This window comes from Bacillus sp. MRMR6 (genome assembly GCF_001940785.1).
Lineage (GTDB): Bacteria > Bacillota > Bacilli > Bacillales > Cytobacillaceae > Neobacillus.
In genome coordinates this window covers 48,629-72,062 of record NZ_MSLS01000025.1, presented here as the reverse complement: position 1 = coordinate 72,062, position 23,434 = coordinate 48,629, and the positions used below count along the sequence as shown (strand labels likewise).

Sequence of the window (23,434 nt, the reverse complement as noted above, 5' to 3'; positions counted from 1 at the left end):
AAAAATAGTGAACTCAAGCATGGGCACGGTTTTGAAACAGCCGAATCCTCGGGTTTATTTGGTATGGAAATTCAAGGAGCCACAACCATATTCGCTGTCAATCTCAAACGGATAATAAAACTTCTTAATGAAAAAGAATAGGAAATAGGCAGAGGTATAAGCAACTTCCCTTCGAATTTCGGTAGGAAGTTGCTTTTTTTTGTCTTTTTTCATCCATAATGCCTTTTCCTTATTTATAAAATATAAAAAACGGAAGTTCTTCAGTGCCCTCCGTTCCGACCTGTGGGGTCTCACTCAGCTCGTACATCCCGCAGGAGTCAAGCGCCTTTCACTCCAATCAACAGGTTCTAAAATCAACAGTATCCATTAACACAGCCAAACTTTTAAATGGAGACATCTCCGATTGAGAAGGAGCAGTTTAATACATCGGATAGTTTAGCTAATGTAGATATTTGAACATCTAACTTGCCTGCCTCAATGGCAGAAAGGGTATCCGCATTGATTCCGGTTAACATGGCAAGATTTTCGATTTCCATTTCTCTATTCGTTCTAATTTTCTGAAGTTGATGTCCGATATGATTCATTTACAACACTCCTTTTAAATGTAAGCGATTACATATAATATTATTATTATAATTAAATATTAAACTATTTACAACACTTTAGGAGAAAAAATGAGTTTTCCATCGCCTAAACAATAGGAAAACTCATACTTATAGGTAGAACTCTATCAATTAATAGCCTGTCCCTTGACCACCCGTGATGATGGCTATACTTGAGCTTGCACCAATTCTAGTAGCACCAGCCTGAATTAGTTTTCTAGCTGTATCTAAATCTCTTACACATGCGGATGCCTTTACGCCCAAATCTGGACCGACAGCTTCACGCATTAGCTTAATATCTTCTGCAGTCGCACAACCAGGACCAAAGCCGGTAGACGTTTTTACAAAGTCTGCTCCAGCCATTTTAGCTAGAATACAAGCCTTCTTCTTCTCTTCAATCTCAAGTAAACCAGTTTCAATAATAACCTTGACAGGAGCATGACCCTTTGCAGCTAAAACAACACCTTCAATGTCTTTTTTAACAGTTTCAAAGTCTCCTGATTTTAGAGCGCCAATATTGATGACCATATCAATTTCAGTTGCTCCATTTGCAATTGCATCACGAGTTTCCGCAATTTTCACAAATGTACTAGTAGCACCTAATGGGAAGCCCACAACTGTTGTTACTCCAACACCAGAGCCCTTCAATTCTTTAGCAGCTGTAGAAACCCAATATGGATTTACACATACTGTAGCAAACTTATGTTCATTTGCTTCCTCACAAAGCTTAACAATTTGCTCATAGCTTGCTTCTGGTTTTAATAGAGTGTGGTCAATCATTCTAGCAACGGATGGACCAGTTATAATATTGGATGAAGAACCTTCTTTATAGGTTACATTACCATTTACCGTTGGTTTAACAGCTTTTAATTCTTCTTTATTGGTTAATTGTTGTAGGATTTGATTTGTAATTTGTTCAACTAATGCTTCAATTTGCATTCTTGTCACCTCTTATTAATGTAATCGGTCAACGATCCCGGCAATGACAGCATCAAAGGAACCATTTGGGTCCTCTAAAATGTCTCTTGCTGATCCACCTTCTTCTAAAATTAGGACATAGTCGCCAACACCCGCGTGAAAGCGGTCGAATGCAATCATTGCATCCCCGCATTCTATTCCGAATTGATCAACAGGAATGACGACCATTAGTTTCTTATTTTGATGACTTGGTGTTTTAATCGTTGAAACGACATTCCCAACGACTTTAGCAAGCTTCATTACTTTACTTGAGGAAGAATCTTTTCGATATCAGAATGTGGTCTTGGGATGACATGAACAGACAAGAATTCGCCTACACGCTGTGCTGCATCTGCACCTGCTTCTGTAGCTGCTTTAACAGCGCCTACATCTCCACGTACCATAACACAAACTAAACCGCCGCCAACATTCACTTTACCTACTAAAGTTACGTTTGCTGCTTTTGTCATCGCATCTGCTGCTTCAATTGCACCTATTAAACCTTTTGTTTCGATCATTCCTAATGCGTTATTCATTTACTTTTCCTCCATTCATTTTCTCACATTATAGTAGTCTATGATTCCTAAAATACCTGCATCTGATGGGACTAAATCTTTATTAAGCGACAAGGAAGACTCTCTGCTTTTTGCTAAATAAACAAGGTCACCTTCACCTGACTGCCCAATTGTATCGATCGCCACAAGTGGTTTTCCTTTGTCCTGTAAATCCTCATCAACTGGTTGGACAATCAGAAGTTTTAACCCTTTTAAATTGTCATTTTTATGAGTACAGACCATATTTCCAATCACTTTGGCTACAAACATGAATTAAAACCTACCTTCTTCCCAAAAAGCGACTCTCAATTTCCATAATCTTTGTCACGCGGCGGTCATGCCGGCCTCCAGCAAAATCTGTCTCTAACCAAGTTTTCACTAATTGCTTTGCAAGTCCTTCTCCGATAAATTGGCCGCCAATGGATAACACATTGGCATTATTATGTTCGCGACTGTTGATTACGGATGATAGATCCCAGCAAACAGCCCCTCGGACACCTGGTATTTTATTCAGAACCATACCGCTGCCAACGCCGACACCATCAATCATGATTCCAACATAATCGTCATTTGTAGCGACAGTCTCGCCGACTAGAAAGGCGATATCAGGATAATCAACTGATTCTTTTTCTTGGCAACCATAATCCAAATATTCATAACCGAGCTCAGTTAAATATTTTTTTAAAGTTTCTTTTAGCGCGTATCCACCATGGTCACTGCCAATAGCAATTTTTTTCATTGATTTTGATCTCCTTTGGCAAATACATCAATTATTTCATCAAATGACTGGGAATGTAAGCTTGCCCCGCCTACAAGTACACCATCAATATCTGGCATTGCACTATAGTCAGCCGCATTTTTTTCATTTACCGAGCCACCGTATAAAATAGAAATGTTTTCTGCTGTTTGACCCATTACTTCTTTTAAAATCGTCCGGATATAGGCATGTGTTTGCTKTGCTAGCTCATGTGTAGCTGATTGACCTGTTCCGATCGCCCATACTGGCTCATAGGCTATAATAAACTTGCTGCTCTCTAGTTCTTTCAACGCGCCGAAAAGCTGTTCTTTTAACACCGTTTCTGTTTGCATATGGTTTTTCTGTTCTAACGTTTCACCAATACAAATGATTGGGATTAACCCTGACTTCATTGCCTGTTTAGCTTTTAAATTTACAAGTTCATTATCTTCGTAAGCGTATTGCCTTCTCTCTGAGTGACCGATAATGACATATTCACAGCCAGCATCCCGAAGCATCTTAACAGAGATTTCCCCTGTGTATGCCCCTTTTTCAGCCCAGTGTACATTTTGAGCACCAAGTGCAATTGGTTTTACTTGTTGTTTAATAAATAGCTGTGCAGGATAAAGTAAGTGCGTAGGTGGACATACCACAACTGAAACATTACGGTTGCTTTTTATTGTTTGAAAATAATCGGCAGTTTCTGAAAGGTTCTTATTCATCTTCCAGTTGGCTACGACATATGTTTGTCGTTCGCCTTGAAATTGAAGCTCTCCTAGTGTCTGTCCGATTACATCTCTTACTAGATTTTTGATATAGCTCTCGATGGAAGCTTCCATACTAATTCCCCTTATTCAGCTTTCGGGATAATCGCATCTACCTCAGTATTTGGACGTGGAATCACGTGTACAGAAAGAAGTGATCCAACACGCTGTGCTGCCTCTGCTCCTGCTTCTGTTGCAGCTTTTACAGCCCCTACATCTCCTCTTACCATTACTGTAACAAGACCAGCACCAACAAGCTCTCTGCCAACTAATGTTACGTTAGCTGCTTTTACCATTGCATCTGCCGCCTCAATTGCACCTACTAAACCTTTTGTCTCAATCATACCTAATGCTTCCTGACCCATTTTATTTCCTCCTCTAGGATTCTCCAGTATTGGTTGTTCTTGTTTCTTCGTTTTTCTTGCTGTTTTGTTTGGTAAGCTATCTTGATTTACTTCATTTAATTCAGCCAATATTTACTCACCTACTATAGTATTCTTAATCCATCTACTAAAACGCAGCGTCTTTGACGAGTAAATGTTTTAGCACTGGTCAATCCCTCACCAGTAGGACCGGCAATGGTCAAGGTTGTAAAACCTTCACTTTCAAAACCTAATCCTGCTACAGAAGGACCATTTTTCACAAAAATAGTTGCCTGAATTTCTTGAGCCATTTTTGTTAGGTTGGTGATATTTTGTGAATGCATAATGGCTGTATGACGGTTTCCTTTTTCTGCAATCACAGCTAGCTCAATCGCTTGATCGACATTTGCTACTCTTACGATTGGCAAAACCGGCATTAGCATTTCTGTCATGACCAATGGGTGATCTTTGGTTGTTTCAGCAATGATTAATTTAACATCTTGTCCTGCTTGAATTCCTGCGGCTTGTAAGATTACAGATGCATCTTTTCCGATAAAATCTCTGTTCGGATAAAATTTATCATTTTTCTTCGTAAGGACTGTAGCAAGAAGTTTCTCTAATTGACTTCCTTTAACCTCGAATGCACCATTTTTCACCATTTCAGTTTTTAAGGCATTTGCCACTTTTTCAACAACAAATACTTCCTTTTCAGCTGTACAAAGAATATTGTTGTCAAAGCTCGCCCCCTTCACGATATCTGCAGCTGCTTTTGAAATAATGGCAGTCTCATCAACAACAACTGGTGGATTACCTGGTCCAGCAGCAATTACCTTTTTCCCAACAGCCATCGCCGCTTTCACTACTGGACCTCCGCCTGTAACCACTAGAGCGTTTACATTTGGGTGGTTCATGACTTCTGCAGATGTTTTAAGGTTAGGACTTGCTACAGAGGTTAGAGTGTTTTCTGGACCACCTGCAGAAGTAATCGCTAAGTTTAAAAGCTGCATCGTTCTAATCGATACCCGCGCAGCACTCGGATGTGGATTATACACCACTGTATTCCCGGCTGCGATTAAAGAAATAGAATTATTAATCACTGTTGCCGCCGGATTGGTCGAAGGCGTAATGGAACCAAAAACACCAATTGGCGCATATTCCACTAGGGTTAGACCATCATCGCCAGAATAGGCTGTACTCATTAAATCTTCGACACCTGGTGTTTTATTAGCGGCCAATAGGATCTTTGCAATTTTATCATCGACTCTTCCCAACTTTGTTTCCATCACTGCTAATTCAGCTAATTCCTTGGCATGCTTACGACTTACTTCACGCATTTTGTCAATCATATTTCTCCTAGCTGCAAGCGGAAGTTTTCGAAGCTTCTCCCAAGCCGCTCTCGCAGCCGCTGCAGCTTCGTCCACAGTCGCAAATACGCCATTTTCTAAACTAATATCACTAGCTTGGCCAGCAGCAGCTTGATTGTTTTGAACTAACTGCTGAAGCGCTTGCTCAACCATTTTTTTGATATCGCTTTCAGTAATTTGCAAGCTTAGTTACCCCCTTTCTTAAAGGTTAACGACCCTTGTATTTCAATTTGGTCGACAATCCCAACAATTGCCGCATCAACGGGTACACCATTTGTTATTTCTGTTTGTCTAGCGGAGCTTCCACTGACAAGTAGTACAACTTCTCCAACCCCTGATCCAACCGTATCGATCGCAACAAGAGGTTTACCATCTTCTTCGATTGTTTTCATGTCTAGCGGCTGAACAATCAGCAGTTTTTTTCCTTTTAGCTTTTCTGCTTTAGTTGTTGACACGATTGAACCGACTACTTTACAAATAATCATCGGCTATCCTCCTTTCGAGGATTGCTTAATTTGAATGTTGTATTCTCTAGCCAAATCTTTTGCCGCTGGTGTTACCTGACTTTTCTGCGGCAGGGAGATTTCAGTTAAACCATCACGTTGAGCATGCTCAATATGTTTCTCAAGAATGAGAGACTTCTTTGCCTCGAAAGCTTGTAACTGGTCAGCTATATTTTGATTTAGCTTACTTAACGGAATCCAATTTACCTGATCCGTACGGATTTGTCTGATATAACTCTGTAATCTCTCTTGCACCGAATAAGGCGCATGTATTTGTTGGTACACGTTCGGTTCAACATAATTGTTAGCGATTACAATTGGCTTCCCAAGCAATTGATATTGGATTGCTAACCAAACCCCTGCTTCATCATCCATTGTTAAAGCCAGTTTTGATAGCAGCCGGTAGGACGCAGCTGGTACAACAAGGAGGGATGTTTTTTCGACAATCTCCATTAAATCTACCTGGCTAGTATCCTCTAACCGTAAATAAGTGGTTCCCCCAATCTGCTCTGGTACTGGAAGCCATTCTTTTGTTAAAAGTATGGTTACATCATAATGAACCAGTAATGGAGTAATCGCTTTCAAAATTTCTGATGGATTAGGAGATTGATAGCCTAATAGAATTGCGATTGACTGATTCTTATTAATCTTTAATTGTTCCTTTATGTAGGCTTCAACTACCTGCTGAACAAGGATTTTAACCTTTGCTTTTACATCCATTGTATCAACCCCCGCCTACTTGTTTTTTACTTTCAACAGAGATAATCTCACCTAGTTGTCCATTTTTAATATTTGCCGCATTCGCTTCATCAAGGTCAATATGCATTTCCAGCTTGTATTTGGGTGAGACACGAATCAAAACGTTTGAAAAAATAATTCCACGCTGCCCCTCAACCTTTACTTGTACAAGATCACCATCAGCAACTTCATAGTGCACCGCATCACTCGTATGCATATGGATATGTCTTGCTGCACAAATTAGTCCTTCATCAATTTTAATTTGGCCACGAGGACCTTGAATCATTATCGGCGCAGAGCCTTTTATATCACCGGAATTTCTAATAGGCGGCTTCACACCTAAGGTGAAACCATCAAATAATGACACTTCCACCTGTGTACTACCTCTCGATGGTCCTAGTACACGGACATTAGCAATTTTCCCTTTAGGCCCAATCAGTGTAACTGTTTCTTTTGCTGCAAACTGGTTTGGCTGGGAAAGATCCTTTAGTTTATTTAGCTGATAACCACGACCGAAAAGTCTTTCAACATGCTCAGGTGATAAATGTATATGGCGGTTAGAAACAGCAATAGGAACTTGCTTTGAATGATTAAGAGTTTTTTTGACAATCTCTTGGACTAGTAATCTTATTTTCTCTTTATCCATTAATGTTCAGGTCACCTCCCATATCTAATAAAGCCTTTGCTGTATACTGATCGGTAATAAGGACATTAGCATGTCTTCCACAAAGCGCACCATAAATCCCTTCAACCTTTGTACTTCCGCCTGCAACAAGGATCCCGTACTCTTTATCAGCTAAATCAGTAAGCTCAATTCCTATTGTGCGATCATTGAGGGTATCGTTACTAATTTTCCCGTGAACATCAATAAACCTAGAACAAATATCTCCCACGGTGTTATTCGTTTTGAGAACGTCAATATCGCTTTCAGTAAAATATCCTGCATGCATAAGTGTAGATTGTTCTCCTGGTTCACCTACGGTATACATAGCAATATTAGCCTGTTTCCCTAACTCCAGCACTTTCTTTACTTGTCGATCCGCTATAATGGCCTGCTTAACAACGATATGATCCACTACAGCCGGGACTGGTAAGAAATGTGGTGTGGTATGAAAAGCATTTGCCAAACCATTAATAATTTCTGATGAATATGTATTTGATTCTGAGTAGCTAACCCCACCATTTAGCTGAACGATGGTGACGTCCTTTACATTCTTTGGTTGAATTTTTTTTACTAGATGATATAAAGTCGTCCCCCAAGTAATTCCGATCGTATCGCCAGTTTGGACAATCTCATATAAGTAATCTGCAGCAACCTCGCCCAGCTTCTCTTTAATTAGCTGGTCCTCATATTCAGGAATAGGTACAACAATGCAATTCTTTAATTGGAATTTTTCTTGAATCTGCATTGCCACTTGCTCAACATCTTCAGCAGGATTGTAGATTTTTATATGAACGATCCCTTCTTCAACTGCTTGCATCAGAAGCCTAGAGACGGTGGGGCGGGAAATACCAAGTCTTTTCGCAATTTCTTGTTGACTATAGTCTAATTGGTAATACATTTTAGCTATTTCAACTAACCGCGAAATTTTTTCATCCGCCATTACGACATCACCTAATTTTTTAAAAATATGAAAATATCATTCTGAAAGAAAACGGTTGCAAAAATATGTTCAATAACACTTAACATTTGCTCAAGCTAGAATTTCTAGTGTGAAATTTTGTAAAGCCCCCTTGAACATTTGTTAATTTCATTATAACCTAGCTATCTAATCTGTCAATCTGCTTCACCGAAAATTTCGACATTTTTTTATCTTATAATAAAAAAATAACCACAATTGCTAGTGTAGATAGCTTGTGGTTATTTTACAGGTTATAGAATTTTATTAAGAGCACCAGTCAAGGTTTGGATCATAAAGTCTAAATCTTCCTGCTTGATATTTAAAGGTGGTGATAACGTTAAAACATTATTAAATCCAGCAACAGTTGCCCCATTCTTCCCAATTAATAAACCATCCTGCTTACAAGATGTAATCACTTGATTAACTAATGACACATCAAGAGGTTCTTTCGTTTGTTTATCTTTAACCAATTCAATGCCCAATAAAAGCCCTTTTCCACGAACATCGCCTACATACGGATGGTCTTTTAGGAGTACGTTAAGCTCTGTTAATACTTGTTTGCCTAATTCTCGCGAACGGTCAAACAATTGTTCCTTTTCCATTATTTCGAGATTCTTTAAAGCCAGGGCACAAGCTGCCGGGTTGCCGCCAAATGTATTGACATGGCGGAAATACTCGTATTCCTCTGTCCCTTTAAAGGCCTCATAGATCTCCTTGCGAACGGCAGTTGCTGATAGAGGTAAATAGGCGCTAGTGATTCCTTTTGCCATTGTAATAATGTCTGGCTTTACGTCATAATTCATAAAGCCAAATGGCTTACCTGTACGTCCAAAGCCGCAAATGACTTCATCGACTATTAATAAGGCACCATGTTTTTCACAAACCTCTTTTGCTGCCTTCATATAACCATCAGGAGGGATCAACACGCCTCCGCCTGTGATAATCGGTTCCATAATCATAGCAGCTATTGTTTCACTGAGTTCCCAGGTCATGGTCCGATCAATCTCTTGAACGGAAGATAAATCCCTTTCATTAGCAACTTCTGTATGATCACGGTATGAATCTGGTGGAGATACGTGAATGAACCCCGGTGCCAGCGGCTCATATTTATACTTCCTTTGTGCCTGACCAGTAGCAGCTAGCGCCCCCATTGAATTTCCATGATAACCTCGATACCGTGCAAGAATTTTGTAACGATTATGCTCACCTCTCTGCTGATGATATTGGCGGACCATTTTGAAGGCTGTTTCATTTGCTTCAGACCCACTGTTTGAGAAAAAAATAACATATTCATCACCCAGTAGATCATTTAACTTTTGTGCTAGTTTAATAGCGGGTACATGACTTTGCGTCAGTGGAAAGTAAGCCATTTGCTTTAATTGCTCATAAGCCGCTTCGGCGAGTTCAGTTCTTCCATATCCCGCATTCACACACCATAATCCTGCCATAGCATCTAAATAACGTTTGCCGTCTGCATCTGTAACCCAGGCACCCTCGGCCTTTACAGCAACGATGGTCGCTTCTGGGTTATATGGTTTCATTGAGTGCCAAATATATTTTTCATCCTGGTTGAGTAATTTTTCTTTAGAATCACTAGCTTGAACCATCTAACCAGCCTCCTGTTATACACCTAGCTTAATTAGCATGCTAGAAAAATACTTTCTAGCATTAGCTGTTCCGATTAACAATGTCTCAATTTCTTTTTCATTTTGGTGCAAAAATTCAACAGTTGCTCCGTCTAAATGTTCACGTATACTGTTTATGCGATAACCCTTTTGAATCAGAATGTCGATTTTTTGCTTTTCTTCGAGATATTGCCGATATTCTGACATCTTATTCCCCCTTATATCACACGTTCCCAACTTCTTTGTCTTCAATGATCCAGTCACGTCCGACTGATATGCCAAGATATTTTTCATCACTTGGATCTTCAATTTCAGCCTGCAGATATTTTTTAAACCACCAGTATTTAGCTAGGATATAATATATGCCAGCACCTAGTAAAAAGCCAACTAAGAAACCATATGTTGGGAAAATATAGGATACATAACCTCCAATAATCCAGGCCATAAATCCAGCAACGTTTACTCCGCCCATATATTTAAATTGACCATCATCTTCATATAAATCTGGAACATTGACTCTTCTTTTACGAAGTAAATAATAGTCTGCAAAAAGAATCCCAACAATTGCTGATAAAATACCCCCGACTATTAATAAAATCGGTATAATGACCCCGAATAATTCCCAAGGCTGTACGATGGTTCCCACAATTCCAGCTGTAATAACTCCCGCCCAGAACGGAAACCTCGGTCCACCTACATTTGAGAAAATAGTTGCGGCAGGTACAACATTAGCAGCAGTATTTGTAGACCATTGTGCCAATACAATCATCAGTAGTAACACAGCCAAAATAACCCCACTCGCTGACTTTTGAAGGGCTACTACTGGATCGGCGTTTAATACAGCTATATAGGATACGGCACCAATGGTTATCATAAATGTTTGTGCAATTGGCATCGCAATTAAGTTTCCGAATAAGGATCCCTTATTTCTTTTAAACCAATTTTTCTCATTGACAGGCGCTTTAATAAACCGTGAGATGGAAGGAATATCAGCACTTAATGTCGCCCAGAATCCCATATTACTAAAAATAACTACCATAAAAGCTGTAAAAGCCGCTCCTCCCGTAACAGGAGATTCTACCCAGCTCCAAACGTCCCGTCCAGCTGCTTGAGCTGAGTCGGATAGGGAGATATACATCCAAATTGAGATTAGTATGATGATAGGAGCTGCTAAATCTGCAAACCGTTCAATAGATTTGATCCCCAGAGCTGTATTGATTAATTGCAAGGCTGCAAAAATGAGGAAGCAAACAAACCAGTTATCAAATCCAAAAAGAATGTTTAAAATTCCATTCATCGCTGTTGCACCAAAATAAGTGTTAATACCGAACCAAGCAGAGGCAGTAACTCCCCGGGTAATGGACGGGATATGAGTTCCAATGGTTCCAAATGGTGCTCTCATATAAACAGGGAATGATAAGCCATGTTCAATCCCAATATCTGCAATTAATGAAATAAAGAAACCAATAGCAAGCGTTCCAATAATTGTTGCAATAATGACCAGAGGCAATGATAAGCTGACCACACCTGCTCCTCCGATTGCGAATGTTGCAAGAACGACTACCATTCCAACCCACATGAACGAATACCCTAATGATGAAACTTTTCGGTCTTTTTGTTGTATTGGTAATAAATCTGAAGATTTTAAGTGACTTTTACTCATATGAACACTCCTTTTTCGGTTGGTGTTTAGTGAATTTACAACCCAAATCAAAAAACCGAAGCAGCAAAATTTCTTGCAATTGCTTGAAGCTCAAACAACTGCAGGAGGTTCAAATAGTGAATGATGATTTGTAGTTTTTTTGAGGTGTTAAATAGGTAATGTCTCGTTTCGATTTAATGATTCATACACACTGTACTTGGCTCTTTTTAGATATTGGCCGGAACCTGGCTTACCGACGAACTGTCTATCTCTGACAACAAACTCACCACGAGATAAAACAGAAACAGGCTCACCTGTAACCTTCATGCCTTCAAAGGCATTATAGTCTACCGCCATATGGTGGGTTTCTGCTGATAGTACACGTTCTGCATTAGGGTCAAATAAAACAAGGTCAGCATCTGTACCAACGGCAATCGTTCCCTTTTTCGGAAATAATCCGAATAATTTAGCCGTCCTCGTTGAGGTAATATCTACGAATTGATTCAAGCTAATCCTTCCCTTCCTCACCCCCTCTGAGAACAGAATAGTTAACCGGTCTTCTATCATTGGTCCGCCATTAGGAATTTTTGTGAAGTCATCACGTCCAAGATCTTTCTGACCATTAAAATCAAAGGAGCATTGATCAGACCCTAGTGTTTGTAGTTGACCACTTTTTAAGGCATTCCAAAGGACATCTTGATTCCATTTCTCTCGAAGGGGCGGTGACCAAACATACTTGGCTCCTTCAAAGTTCGGCTTTTCTAAATAACTTTTGTCTAATACCAAATATTGTGGACAGGTTTCTCCCCAAACATCAAACCCTTTACTGCGTGCTTCCGTAATTTGTTCAACTGCATCAGCACAAGACACATGGACAACATATAATTGCGAGTTGGCCAATCCTGTCAGTTTAGCAGCCCGGCCTGTGGCTTCCCCTTCTAATTCAGGCGGTCGTGTAAGTGCATGATAAATCGGTTCTGTTTTACCTTCTGCGATTGCTTTCTTAGTTAAATAATCAATCACATCTCCATTTTCCGCATGCACCATAACAAGGGCACCATGTTCCTTTGCGGAAACAAGTGTTCGAAAGAGTGTTTCGTCATCGGCCTGAAATACGTTTTTGTATGCCATGAACACTTTGAAGGAAGTAATGCCCTCTTCGTTTATTACATAAGGTAGCTCGTTCAAAACATCATCATTTATTTCAGCAATCATTAAGTGAAAGCCATAATCTATAACTGCTTTTTGTTTCGATTTTTCATGCCAGGTTTGAATAGATTCTTTTAATGGTCTCCCCCTGTTGGTTAAACAGAAATCGATCACCGTTGTGGTTCCTCCAAACGCAGCAGCTATTGTACCAGTTTCAAAATCATCCTTTGTCACCGTCCCCCCAAAAGGCATGTCTAAATGTGTGTGTGGATCGATACCACCAGGGAAAACATAACAGCCCTTTGCATCAATCACCTCTGCTCCAGCAGATGACAAATTGGATCCAATCTGACTAATCTTTCCATCCTCAATTAGAATCTCAGCTTGGTACGTATCTGAGGCAGTAACAATGATTCCATTCTTAATTAATTTTCTCAATCCAAAACACCCTCCTTCTACTTCTTCACATCGACCTTACACTGTTCTTTTCTACCTAGTGCTGCTTGGCGTTCATTCCAAGTCATCGGAGGCAGATTATTTGGCACCTCCACCATGTCAATTGCTCCTTCAACCGGACAGACAATCGAACAGAGATTACAGCCTACACAGTCTTCCTCACGAACCTTAAGGTAGTTCATTCCGTTTTTATCTGTTAAGATGTCGATGCATTGATGGGAGGTATCTTCGCAGGCAATATGGCACTTATTACAGTTGATACAAACATCTGTATTAATCTTGGCCACAATATTGTAGTTCAAATCTAAATGACCCCAATCAGAGTATCTAGGAACAGATTTTCCAATAATGTCAGAAACTGCTTTAATTCCTTTCGCCTCCAAATAATGATTAAGACCTTCAATCATATCCTCTACAATCCGGAATCCATGGTGCATAGCGGCCGTACAAACTTGGACTCCGGTTGCTCCCATTAACATAAATTCAACCGCGTCCTGCCAGTTTGATATCCCGCCAATACCAGATATCGGAACATTAATATTTGCGTGACGTGCACATTCAGCCACCATATTTAAAGCAATTGGTTTTACAGCAGGGCCACAATAACCACCATGAGCTCCTTTTCCTGCGACGTGTGGGATGGTGTTCCAAGAGTCTAGATCTACCCCCATCAAACTGTTAATGGTATTGATCATACTGATGGCATCTGCACCACCTTCGCATGCGGCTTCGGCAGTTGCAGTAATGTCAGTAATATTTGGAGTTAATTTAACAATAACAGGAGTCTTTGCCACTTCTTTGACCCAGTAGGTTTGCTGCTCTACTAATGAAGGGACTTGACCAGAAGCTGAGCCCATACCCCGCTCAGCCATTCCATGCGGGCAGCCAAAGTTTAATTCCAGTCCATCAACTCCGACATCTTCTACTCTTTTAACGATTTCATGCCATTTTTCCTGTTTTGGTTCTACCATTAATGACGCAATAATGGCATGATTGGGAAATCGCTTTTTCGTTTCATAAATTTCTTTTAAATTGACATCAAGTGGACGGTCCGTAATGAGTTCAATATTATTAAATCCTGCTACCCTTTGTCCGTTAAAGCTGATAGCAGCAAACCTTGATGAAACATTCAAGATTGGATCGCCTAAAGTCTTCCATACTGCTCCACCCCATCCAGCTTCAAATGCCCTTTGGACTTGATACCCTGAATTGGTAGGAGGGGCTGAGGCAAGCCAGAACGGATTAGGAGATACTATACCTGCTAGATTAATTCGTAAATCAGCCATCTCGATTTCACCCCTTGTAAATTTAATAAAAGAAAATGCATAAATATGTCCCGGATGATTGAACTACTATGCATTCTCCGTAACAGAAAAATGCTGATGGATGCTATAAGCAGTCTGCTTTCCTTGCTGAGCAGCGGTTACAACCATGGCATCCCCTTTTCCTTTTCCGAACACAATATCCCCGCATGCATAGATTTGTGGATTAGAAGTTTGATAGGTTTCATGATTTATTTTTACAACTCCGCGCTCATGAGCCAGACCAAAGGCTTCAATTAACTTTTGATGTCTGCTCTGACCAATCGCCTTAATAACAGCATCCACTGGAATTACATGTTCTGTACCTTTAATTTCGATCGGTCTCCTTCTCCCATCCCGCTCAGGTTCACCAAGCTTCATTCTCACACACTCTATTCCGGTTACTTCGCCTTCTTCATTTCCGATAATCTTTATTGGCGCTGTTAACCAACGGAATTCTACACCATCTTGTTTCGCAAATTCATACTCAAAATCATAGGCAGTCATTTCTTCTTCCGTTCGTCGGTATAGAATTTTCACATTTTCGGCTCCCAATCTTACCGAACAGGTTGCTCCATCAATAGCCGTATTTCCCGCACCTATAACGACAGCACGTTTTCCAATAAATTCTCCTGATAATAGACCGCTTTTTGTTGCTTTTACAAATTCTATCGCATCGTAGACGCCGTTGAGATTTTCTCCTTCAATTCCTAAATTTGGAACATTTGACATGCCAACTGCAAGCACAATGCGATCAAAACTTTCTAGTAACTCTTCAACCTTAACATCCCTTCCAACCTTGGTATTCGTATTGATGGTTACATTGAGTTTTTCAACCTGCTCAACTTCCCAATAGGAAATTCTTTGTGGCAGACGGAAGGAAACAATGCCAAAGGTATTCAATCCTCCTGCCTTACCTGCAGCTTCAAAGATGGTTACTGCGTATCCTAACCTAGCTAGTTCCCTAGCAGCCGATAACCCTGCTGGGCCTCCTCCAATTATGGCTACTCTTTTTCCATTTGCCGGACCTGGTTGGAAAAGTGTTTGTTGATTTTTTATCGCCCAATCTGTGGAATATCGCTGCAAGTTTCCAATCATTATCGGCTTTGTTGAATTATTTAGGACACATGCACCCTCACATAGCTCTTCTGTTGGACATACTCTAGCACAGCTCGCACCCACTGGGTTAGAGGACATAATCGTTTTTGCCGATCCTAGTAAGTTACCAGACGCTATTTTTTTAATAAAGGCAGGGATATCAATTCCTGTAGGGCATGCCTTAATACAAGGTGCATCATAGCAATAAAGGCAGCGATTTGATTCCTCTATTGCTTCTTGATCTGTGAGAGCACGTTCCACCTCTTGAAAATTCGCTTCGAGATTGGTAGAAGAAATACGCTGAACTTTTCCCAAGTAGAAACCTCCTTGCATTCAATTTGTACATCCTTAAGATTAAAGTTTATTCATCCAAGCAGACTTTCATTCTTTTAGACTAGTAACAAATTGAAAGGAAAAGAGAAGACAAAATTAAAAAGTGCACCAAGCTATGGGTGCACTTTAACTGACTTAAATATTTGAACGGTACCAACTTGCTGCTGCTTCAACTTCCTTAAGGGTCAATTGATGTCCTTGGTTCTCCCAATGGAGTTTGACATTCGCGTTCGAACCTAGCAAAAGTGACGTTAATTCCTCTGATTCAGCAGCAGGACAAATGGGGTCATTCGTTCCAGCCGCGATAAAAATTGGAGTCCCCGTAAGGTCTGGAAGCCCAATTCCTCTTATTGGGACCATTGGATGATGTAAAATAGCCCCCTTTAGTGCGTCTTTATAATGAAATAGTAAACTGGCAGCAATATTAGCCCCATTAGAATAACCGACCGCAACAATGTTCTTTCGATCAAACTGATAATTTTTTGATGCCTCATCTAGAAAATCAGAAAGCTCCTTCGTACGAAGGATGAGATCTTCAGTGTCAAAAATCCCTTCTGCTAACCTTCGAAAAAATCGTGGCATGCCATTTTCAAGAACGTTTCCACGAACACTCAATACAGCAGCATCCTTGTCAATTAATTCTGCAAGAGGCAATAAGTCGTTCTCAGTTCCTCCAGTCCCATGCAGCAATAGCAAGGTTGGTTTTTTGGCATCTTTTCCTTTTTGAAATAAATGTTTCATTATTGTCCCCTTTCTTAATAAAAAACTCACGAAGTTTATACTTATTATCTCTATTTTACTAATACATACTCTTACTTAGATAGAAACTATCTTGAATTCGAGATAATAATAGTATAGATAATCGTAATTGTCAAACTAACGTAATTTTCAGGCTCTAAGTAAACCTATTGCTTGTACAAAATCAAATCAATTGCATATGTATATAGAAGTTAAGCAAGAATAACATTATTAAGCAAAACACATAAAAGGAATTCCCAAAAAGGGGTTGATTTAATTTGAATGTACAAGAGATGCTCTTCGAGTTTATCGGGGGTTTAGGTATTTTTCTATTTGGATTAAAGTATATGGGGGATGGGCTCCAAAATGCTGCAGGAGATCGTTTAAGAGGTATCTTAGATCGTTTTACGACCAATCCCTTCATGGGTGTTCTTGCTGGTATTTTTATTACCGTTTTAATTCAATCAAGTTCAGGTACAACCGCTTTAACGGTAACCTTAGTTAGTGCAGGTTTCATGACACTTAGACAAGCAATTGGTGTCATTATGGGGGCAAACATCGGGACCACCGTAACTGCTTTCATTATCGGTATCGATATCGGTGAATATGCATTGCCTATTATTGCTTTCGGTGCAATCCTTTTATTCTTCTTCAAAAGAAGAGTGGTTAATTCTCTAGGTCAAGTAGTCTTCGGTTTTGGGGCTTTATTTCTAGGTCTAGAGTTAATGAGTGGCGGAATGAAGCCGCTTCGAACATTAGAAGCATTTCAAGATCTAACGGTTTCAATGAGTAATAATCCTATTTTAGGTGTTATTGTAGGAACTGTTTTTACCGTAATCGTCCAGAGTTCTAGTGCGACGATTGGGATTCTTCAGGAATTGTTTTCAACAGGCGCGATTAATCTTAAAGCATCGTTGCCTGTATTATTTGGGGACAATATTGGTACAACCATTACTGCAATTCTGGCTGCTATCGGTGCCTCGATTTCAGCAAGAAGGGCAGCGGCCGTTCATGTTATGTTTAATATTATTGGAACACTAATATTTCTAATCATCCTTATCCCTTACACCAACTTCATTATCTATTTGCAAACCGTTATGAAGTTAAATCCTGAAATGACCATCGCATTTGCTCATGGGATATTTAACGTTTCAAATACCATTATCCAGTTTCCATTTATTGCAGCATTAGCTTGGATTGTGACGAGAATAATTCCAGGAGAAGAAAAATATGTTGATTCAACGGTTAAGCATTTAAATCTCAAGCTGATTGAACATTCTCCTTCGGTTGCGTTAGGACAGGCAAAAGAGGAAATCCTAAGAATGGGGGAATTTTCTAGAGACGGATTAACAGAAGCCATACATTATTTGAATACGCAAAACAAAGAACATGCCGCACTTGCCTTTCAATATGAAGAGGCAATTAACAAACTTGATCATGCGATCACGGAATACCTTGTCCAAGTCTCACATAGTTCTCTCTCGGACCAGCACTCCGAAGAACATATGAACTATATGAATATTATCAGAGATATTGAACGGGTTGGAGATCATACCGAGAACATTATTGAATTATTAGAGCTGCGCATTAGCCGGAAGGCTCCACTATCAGAACAGGCCTTAGGTGAATTAAACGAAATGTTTCAGCTTACTCTTGAAACATTGAAAAGTGCGCTTGAATCACTCTCTCAAAATGACAGTAAATTGGCTACGGATGTACTTGCGAAAGAAGTTAGAATCGATCAAATGGAGAAGGATTTTAGAAGGACTCATATCATGCGTCTAAATGAACGCAGTTGTACAGGTGATGCAGGCATCCTCTTCGTTGACATCATTAGTAACCTAGAACGGATCGGTGATCATGCCGTTAATATTGCTCAAGCAGTACTTGGTGAAGCAAAAGCACCTCCAGAAAATATTTAAAGAAATCTGGCCATTCTTTAAAGAATGGCCGTTTTTTACTTTTCTACTGGTCCCCAAGAGGAAAATCCCACCATTCGGTCAATCTCATTTGAAAGATATACATGATTACCCGTTTTAGTACTTTCTGCTACGACAGCCATAGCAGCTGCAACCTTCTTCGCATGAATCCCCCGATAGGGACGTAAAGGTCCCACCAGCAAAGGGTTTAGAACACCACTAGCTTTTTCAGCTGCCTTTTCAGCAAAACGGAATTCCTCTCTATTACCTAATAATAAAGAGGGACGAAAAATATGGAGCGAGGATAAATCTAAATGTATAAGTGCCTCTTCCACCTCTCCCTTTACTTGGTTATAGAAGAAACGAGATTTAGAATTTGCTCCCATGGCTGTCACAATCAAATACTTTTCAGCTCCCATTTCCTTTGAAAACCCGGCTGCCTCGACAGGGTATAAATAATCCACCTTGCGGAAGGCCATTTTCGTCTTAGCCTTCTTAATAGTGGTACCTAAACAGCAAAATATATGGGAAGCTTTAAATAATTCTTTGTACTGACTCAGCCTCTCAAAGTCAACAACATATTGTTCAACACTATCGTGTTCAAGCGATATCTTATTTCGAATCAACAGGAGGATTTTTTCATAGTTATGTTGTTCGATTAGTAATTTGACTAGTTCACTGCCAACTAAACCTGTAGCACCCAATACGAGAGCTGTTTTATGATGGTTTTTCAAATCCTCGCTCCTCTATCCTTCTTATAGTAATTCATATTATAAAGGTAAAACCCGTTCAAGAAAGAATGAACGGGTAAGACTTCGGTATTAATTGGATTTTCCAGCATCGTGCCCATTATTATCTTTCACTTTTCTTCTAACCAAGAAAAACAAGCCGATTATCACAACCTCTAATAGCATGCCAATTGTGCTCCATGAATAAAAGGAATAATGGATATGGTCCATATTATTTTTAAAAAGCAGTAAGGATATATAGCCCATTATAAAAGCAACAGGAAACATAAACTTGTTTGTTTCCTTCTTTCGCAGGAAACTAATGCAATGATTTAAGGCATAAAGAAGGTAGGTAACTTTAATAAAGATTGTCGGAAGCCAAACTACGACAATGATTGGATCTAGTCTGTCGAGAAAATCAGTCAAATTAATTTGTTGGATCATGATGTATGTTGGATAGGTGGCCTCTCTTACAATCTTTGTCCCAAGGACCGCTACTTCTAATATGATAATAATAAAAAAGAGAATGGAACCTAAACCAGCTCCAATAATCACAGCTTTCTTTGCTTCTTTTACTGGATTAATATTTGCGATAATAATTAAGAACAACAACATCTCACCAACCCATGCAAAGGTAAGGATGATTGCTTTCATTAAATCATTAATCGTGCTCAAGCTTGGTAAAGGCTGAATATTGCCAATTTCAAGCTCATTTAGAAGGAAAAAAGGTAATCCTAGTACAACTAGAACTAGTAAGCCAAATGCAATTGTGTTCACTCTTGATAATACCTCTAACCCTGACATCATCATGTAAGAAATGACCAAAACCGACAGGACCATTAAGACATCAATTGGTGTGGTTGGTAATAAAACCGTTGCCACAAAATCGATTAATCCTCGTAAATCTCTCACTAAAATGAGAAAGGTAAATAGGATAAAGCAGAAAATGAAAATTTTCTCTAAAAGGCTGCTTTTATTTCCGATGATGAAAAGTTTGCTTAACTTATCTGCATTCTTTTTTTTCCCAAAGATTACGATGATGACTAAAAAGGAAATGGGAAACATCAGCAAAGGGACAATCCAACCATTTTGCCCTGCTACCTGAACGATAATTTGAGGTAAGCTAATAACGGCTGCAGAAAAGATGAAATTTGTAACCAATAATATGAGTTGAAGATTGGATATTTTTTGGCTCATACATTAACAACCATTCTGGCTAGTGCACCAAAGGTATCATTTAAAACAGTGATGAAAAAATTCATTGGAATATGAAGCATAAATATAAAGGATAGACTCATCACCATTAACACTAACACATAGACCCATCTTCGTTCTTTTTTCGTCACCTTTTTATCTCGAATGAGAACAATGACATATATTAAAAGAAATACGAAAGTAATAATAATCCCTACATCCATGTTTTCAATCCTTTTCTATTAAACCAGAATTGGTTGTTCTTTGAATATCAGCATCCACTGTTATATCTACCTTTAGTTCAGGCAGATATGATTCCCACCCATTTTTCCAGTTATTTTGCCATGCCTTTTGATTGTGTTTATATAGATACCAGCCGAAACCAAAGATGTCCGCACCTACTGAGTGTGCATGGTCTAAGATTAAATTTACCTGTGATTTTATTTCATTTTCCATTTTATGAATAATATGATGGTATGTATCAGGGTCCTCAATTCTTAGATTCGGTTCATTTTCCAGCAGGATTCCTGTCACCCGTAATCTCAAACTAAATGTTGGTTTACCATTTACTATTTTCATATTCGGATTCAAATGATTATCAATAATTTGTACAGTCATCTCTTGATCCTTTGAAACTGAAAACGTTAATGTTTTCTTTGTCATTTTTTCTAATAACCACATAATACCGATCGCTTCTTGTCTATTAGTAATAAAGTTGAGTTTATCTCCTTTAAAGACCGCGAAATTGGACATTAAAATTTCCTTGCCATTCTTCTCTTTTTCAATCGTTCCGGTTGGTTCAATAACGGGGATAATTGTATCCTTACCAGGTCTATTAGAATCCATCAGGACATCCTTAACGGTTTGTCCGATGCTGGATTTCGCCATTTCTCGAATCGCTTCACCCGAGAATTGTTCCATCCTTGGCTGGGTGTTTAATAGTTTAACCGCATCACCCTTTGCGATTAATACAAATGTTGATACTCTCGATTGCGGCTGGATTAAAATCGCATTCATTGCCGGGATAATCCCTTCTTTGGCTAAATCTTCCCCTACAATCGTTACCCTCCTATGTGCAAAATATAGTTTCCTTGATAAGCGTGTTTGTATATCCTCCATCCCTTGCCTAACATTGCCTCCTGTACCTTGCAGAACTAAAATAGGCCCTTCCCCGCTTGTGCCGCCGCCGCCTCCACTTGAACCTGAACCGCCCATCGAACTTGGCAAAGGGATTTGGACAGAAAATTGATATTTATTTTTTTCAGCTTTATCAATTCCTGTTGCCAATACAAAAGCCAAATCATTTATTTCCGTACGGTCCCAACATCCTGTAAGAACCATCATCTGACAAAAGACTAATACAAAAAGGATTCCTCTCTTCATGACGAGCTCCCTTCGTTGTTGACTTTATGTGGAGATGGTTTTAAATCTCCGGCTTGCCTTTTGATATCCTCTTTTACCAATTGATTAGGTCTTTCGTCCATAGCCCACCAGGGCACTCTAATAAAGACATCTTTAAGTGACTTAAAGGAGAGCGGTGCCACAGGCCAAAAGTAAGGAACGCCAAAGGATCTTAACTTACATAGATGCGTTAATATTAAAAGTAAGCCTAAAACAATTCCGAATAACCCAAACAAACCTGCAAGTAACATTAATGGGAATCTTAGCAGCCGTACAGAAATAGCCATATTAAATCTAGGTATCGTAAAGGAGGCGATACCCGTAATCGAGACGATAATCACCATCGGTGCAGATACAATACCTGCTTCCACTGCCGCTTGACCAATAACAAGTGCACCAAGGATACTTACGGCCTGACCAACAATCTTTGGAAGCCGGATCCCTGCCTCTCTTAACGCTTCAAACGATACTTCCATAATTAAAGCTTCTACAAATGCAGGAAAAGGAATAGCTTCTCTGCTTGCCGCAACACTTAGAAGCAGATTTGTCGGAATCATTTCTTGGTGATAGGTAGTTACAGCAACATATAAGCTTGGTAAAGCAAGTGCTAAAAAAACAAATAATATACGAAGCAATCTTAGAAAAATAGAAATATGGAAGCGATTATAAAAATCTTCACTTGCTTGTAGAAACTGCCAAAAGGTTGCAGGCATGATAAGAGCAAATGGAGTTCCATCGACAATAATAGATACCCTGCCCTCTAAAAGATTAGCCGCAACGGTATCAGGCCTTTCCGTATTTTGAATTTGTGGAAAGAAACTCCATGGGCTGTCCTCGATAAATTCCTCGATATAACCACTTTCTAGGATTGCATCTGTTTTGATCCGATCTAGGCGGGATAGAACCTCTTCTACAAGTTCAGGAGCTGCGATGCCCTCAATATAAGCGATGGCAATACCCGTAGTAGTTTCCTCCCCAATTTCTTTTGAAAGGATTTTCAACCGATTTGACCGAATTTTATGCCGGATTAAGGCTGTATTCACACGTAGACTTTCCGTAAATCCCTCACGCGGTCCACGGACTGCTGATTCTGATTCTGGCTCGGCAACCGATCTTCTTTGACCACCCTTTGCATCGAATACAAAGGCGCTCGATACCCCATCTATTAATAAAATAGTATTTCCTTTTAAAACACCTGTCACAACATCATCTAATTTGGTTGTTTCCTTCACAGAACTAAGCGAAATGACTTTCCCCATAACATGTTCAGCATTAAGGTCATATGTGTCACTTTCATCAAGCATTTGTTTTATGGCATGTAGCTGAATGGAACCTGAGTCCACTAAACCGTCAAGAAATAGTAAATAAGCTTTTTTCTCCCCAGCGAAAATAGACCGATATATAATATCAGAGCAATCTCTAAATAATTCCTTTAGCAGTTCAATGTTACGTTCAACATTTTCGTCGATTATTTTTTCTGTGATATCACTAGTAAGCGCTGTTTTTTTTGATAGACTTGGTTTGATTAATTTCTTCATTTTTAACACCGCATCTTAATAAAATTTTAATAAATCATTATGTCATTTTTCTTAATATAACCCAGAATTGGAAACCTATCCCTTAAAACCCATAAACCATATTACTTCAA

The 23,434-nt window shown here is 39.4% G+C and carries 26 protein-coding genes; 1 reads left to right on the top strand and 25 read right to left on the bottom strand.

The genetic code is table 11. The features are described 5' to 3' along the window. Positions 1-383: 383 nt before the first annotated feature. The 20 genes from BTR25_RS19560 to BTR25_RS19465 form a co-directional block, all read right to left on the bottom strand. Positions 384-584 carry a helix-turn-helix domain-containing protein gene (locus BTR25_RS19560; protein WP_075689701.1) on the bottom strand — a complete coding sequence of 67 codons (201 nt, stop codon included), beginning with the start codon at positions 582-584 and terminating at the stop codon, positions 384-386. Positions 585-734: 150 nt separating this feature from the next. Continuing rightward, entirely contained in the window at positions 735-1,382 is a 648-nt protein-coding gene (gene deoC, locus BTR25_RS19555; protein WP_075689716.1) for a deoxyribose-phosphate aldolase, read from the bottom strand. Between the two features lie 174 nt (positions 1,383-1,556). Next, positions 1,557-1,820 (bottom strand): EutN/CcmL family microcompartment protein, encoded by a 264-nt coding sequence (locus BTR25_RS19550; RefSeq protein ID WP_075689700.1) that lies wholly within the window; start codon positions 1,818-1,820, stop codon positions 1,557-1,559. Then, positions 1,820-2,095, bottom strand: coding sequence for a BMC domain-containing protein (locus tag BTR25_RS19545; RefSeq protein WP_075689699.1), 276 nt, complete (start codon positions 2,093-2,095; stop codon positions 1,820-1,822). The genes BTR25_RS19550 and BTR25_RS19545 overlap by 1 nt, the downstream gene beginning before the upstream one ends. A 15-nt stretch (positions 2,096-2,110) precedes the next feature. Further along, the gene (locus tag BTR25_RS19540) at positions 2,111-2,383 is read right to left on the bottom strand and encodes a EutN/CcmL family microcompartment protein (protein WP_075689698.1); all 273 of its coding nucleotides are present in this window, start codon (positions 2,381-2,383) and stop codon (positions 2,111-2,113) included. A gap of 10 nt (positions 2,384-2,393) precedes the next feature. Next, complete coding sequence (locus BTR25_RS19535; protein WP_075689697.1) at positions 2,394-2,852, bottom strand: RpiB/LacA/LacB family sugar-phosphate isomerase; 459 nt, start codon at positions 2,850-2,852, stop codon at positions 2,394-2,396. Further along, positions 2,849-3,688 (bottom strand): triose-phosphate isomerase, encoded by an 840-nt coding sequence (gene tpiA / locus BTR25_RS19530; RefSeq protein WP_083652473.1) that lies wholly within the window; start codon positions 3,686-3,688, stop codon positions 2,849-2,851. The genes BTR25_RS19535 and tpiA overlap by 4 nt, the downstream gene beginning before the upstream one ends. Before the next feature lie 11 nt (positions 3,689-3,699). Then, positions 3,700-3,978, bottom strand: coding sequence for a BMC domain-containing protein (locus BTR25_RS19525; protein WP_075689714.1), 279 nt, complete (start codon positions 3,976-3,978; stop codon positions 3,700-3,702). Positions 3,979-4,100: 122 nt separating this feature from the next. After that, positions 4,101-5,522 carry an aldehyde dehydrogenase family protein gene (locus BTR25_RS19520; protein WP_075689696.1) on the bottom strand — a complete coding sequence of 474 codons (1,422 nt, stop codon included), beginning with the start codon at positions 5,520-5,522 and terminating at the stop codon, positions 4,101-4,103. Positions 5,523-5,524: 2 nt separating this feature from the next. Further along, positions 5,525-5,824: a EutN/CcmL family microcompartment protein gene (locus BTR25_RS19515; RefSeq protein ID WP_075689695.1), complete on the bottom strand. Its 300-nt coding sequence runs from the start codon at positions 5,822-5,824 to the stop codon at positions 5,525-5,527. 3 nt (positions 5,825-5,827) lie between these two features. Next, complete coding sequence (locus BTR25_RS19510) at positions 5,828-6,562, bottom strand: hypothetical protein (protein ID WP_075689694.1); 735 nt, start codon at positions 6,560-6,562, stop codon at positions 5,828-5,830. Between the two features lie 4 nt (positions 6,563-6,566). Beyond that, positions 6,567-7,226, bottom strand: a complete 660-nt coding sequence (pduL, locus tag BTR25_RS19505) for a phosphate propanoyltransferase (protein ID WP_083652472.1) — start codon at positions 7,224-7,226, stop codon at positions 6,567-6,569. Continuing rightward, positions 7,219-8,184 carry a DNA-binding transcriptional repressor DeoR gene (locus BTR25_RS19500; protein WP_075689693.1) on the bottom strand — a complete coding sequence of 322 codons (966 nt, stop codon included), beginning with the start codon at positions 8,182-8,184 and terminating at the stop codon, positions 7,219-7,221. Before BTR25_RS19500 ends, pduL begins: the two co-directional genes overlap by 8 nt. 269 nt (positions 8,185-8,453) lie before the next feature. Next, positions 8,454-9,809, bottom strand: coding sequence for an aspartate aminotransferase family protein (locus tag BTR25_RS19495; protein ID WP_075689692.1), 1,356 nt, complete (start codon positions 9,807-9,809; stop codon positions 8,454-8,456). A gap of 15 nt (positions 9,810-9,824) precedes the next feature. Continuing rightward, a complete protein-coding gene (locus tag BTR25_RS19490) occupies positions 9,825-10,034 on the bottom strand; it encodes a hypothetical protein (RefSeq protein ID WP_075689691.1) in 210 nt (69 codons plus the stop codon). A 16-nt stretch (positions 10,035-10,050) separates the two neighbouring features. Continuing rightward, positions 10,051-11,490 (bottom strand): NCS1 family transporter, encoded by a 1,440-nt coding sequence (locus tag BTR25_RS19485; protein WP_075689690.1) that lies wholly within the window; start codon positions 11,488-11,490, stop codon positions 10,051-10,053. Positions 11,491-11,637: 147 nt separating this feature from the next. Further along, on the bottom strand, positions 11,638-13,056 hold the full coding sequence (hydA, locus tag BTR25_RS19480; protein WP_075689689.1) for a dihydropyrimidinase: 1,419 nt from the start codon (positions 13,054-13,056) through the stop codon (positions 11,638-11,640). A gap of 17 nt (positions 13,057-13,073) precedes the next feature. Then, positions 13,074-14,360 (bottom strand): NAD-dependent dihydropyrimidine dehydrogenase subunit PreA, encoded by a 1,287-nt coding sequence (gene preA, locus BTR25_RS19475; protein ID WP_075689688.1) that lies wholly within the window; start codon positions 14,358-14,360, stop codon positions 13,074-13,076. A gap of 66 nt (positions 14,361-14,426) precedes the next feature. Next, a complete protein-coding gene (locus BTR25_RS19470; protein ID WP_254842754.1) occupies positions 14,427-15,788 on the bottom strand; it encodes an NAD(P)-dependent oxidoreductase in 1,362 nt (453 codons plus the stop codon). Positions 15,789-15,941: 153 nt separating this feature from the next. Continuing rightward, positions 15,942-16,550, bottom strand: a complete 609-nt coding sequence (locus BTR25_RS19465; RefSeq protein ID WP_075689712.1) for an alpha/beta hydrolase — start codon at positions 16,548-16,550, stop codon at positions 15,942-15,944. A gap of 287 nt (positions 16,551-16,837) precedes the next feature. Here BTR25_RS19465 and BTR25_RS19460 point away from each other — a divergent pair, with 287 nt between their 5' ends. After that, on the top strand, positions 16,838-18,466 hold the full coding sequence (locus BTR25_RS19460) for a Na/Pi cotransporter family protein (protein WP_075689711.1): 1,629 nt from the start codon (positions 16,838-16,840) through the stop codon (positions 18,464-18,466). Positions 18,467-18,501: 35 nt separating this feature from the next. Here BTR25_RS19460 and BTR25_RS19455 read toward each other — a convergent pair whose 3' ends face one another. The 5 genes from BTR25_RS19455 to BTR25_RS19435 form a co-directional block, all read right to left on the bottom strand. Continuing rightward, positions 18,502-19,197: a Rossmann-fold NAD(P)-binding domain-containing protein gene (locus tag BTR25_RS19455; protein WP_075689686.1), complete on the bottom strand. Its 696-nt coding sequence runs from the start codon at positions 19,195-19,197 to the stop codon at positions 18,502-18,504. An 87-nt stretch (positions 19,198-19,284) separates the two neighbouring features. Next, positions 19,285-20,388, bottom strand: coding sequence for a GerAB/ArcD/ProY family transporter (locus BTR25_RS19450; protein ID WP_075689685.1), 1,104 nt, complete (start codon positions 20,386-20,388; stop codon positions 19,285-19,287). Then, positions 20,385-20,609 (bottom strand): hypothetical protein, encoded by a 225-nt coding sequence (locus BTR25_RS19445; protein ID WP_075689684.1) that lies wholly within the window; start codon positions 20,607-20,609, stop codon positions 20,385-20,387. The genes BTR25_RS19450 and BTR25_RS19445 overlap by 4 nt, the downstream gene beginning before the upstream one ends. 4 nt (positions 20,610-20,613) lie before the next feature. Continuing rightward, positions 20,614-21,768, bottom strand: a complete 1,155-nt coding sequence (locus tag BTR25_RS19440) for a Ger(x)C family spore germination protein (protein ID WP_075689683.1) — start codon at positions 21,766-21,768, stop codon at positions 20,614-20,616. Further along, positions 21,765-23,324, bottom strand: a complete 1,560-nt coding sequence (locus BTR25_RS19435) for a spore germination protein (protein WP_075689682.1) — start codon at positions 23,322-23,324, stop codon at positions 21,765-21,767. The genes BTR25_RS19440 and BTR25_RS19435 overlap by 4 nt, the downstream gene beginning before the upstream one ends. Positions 23,325-23,434: the final 110 nt, after the last annotated feature.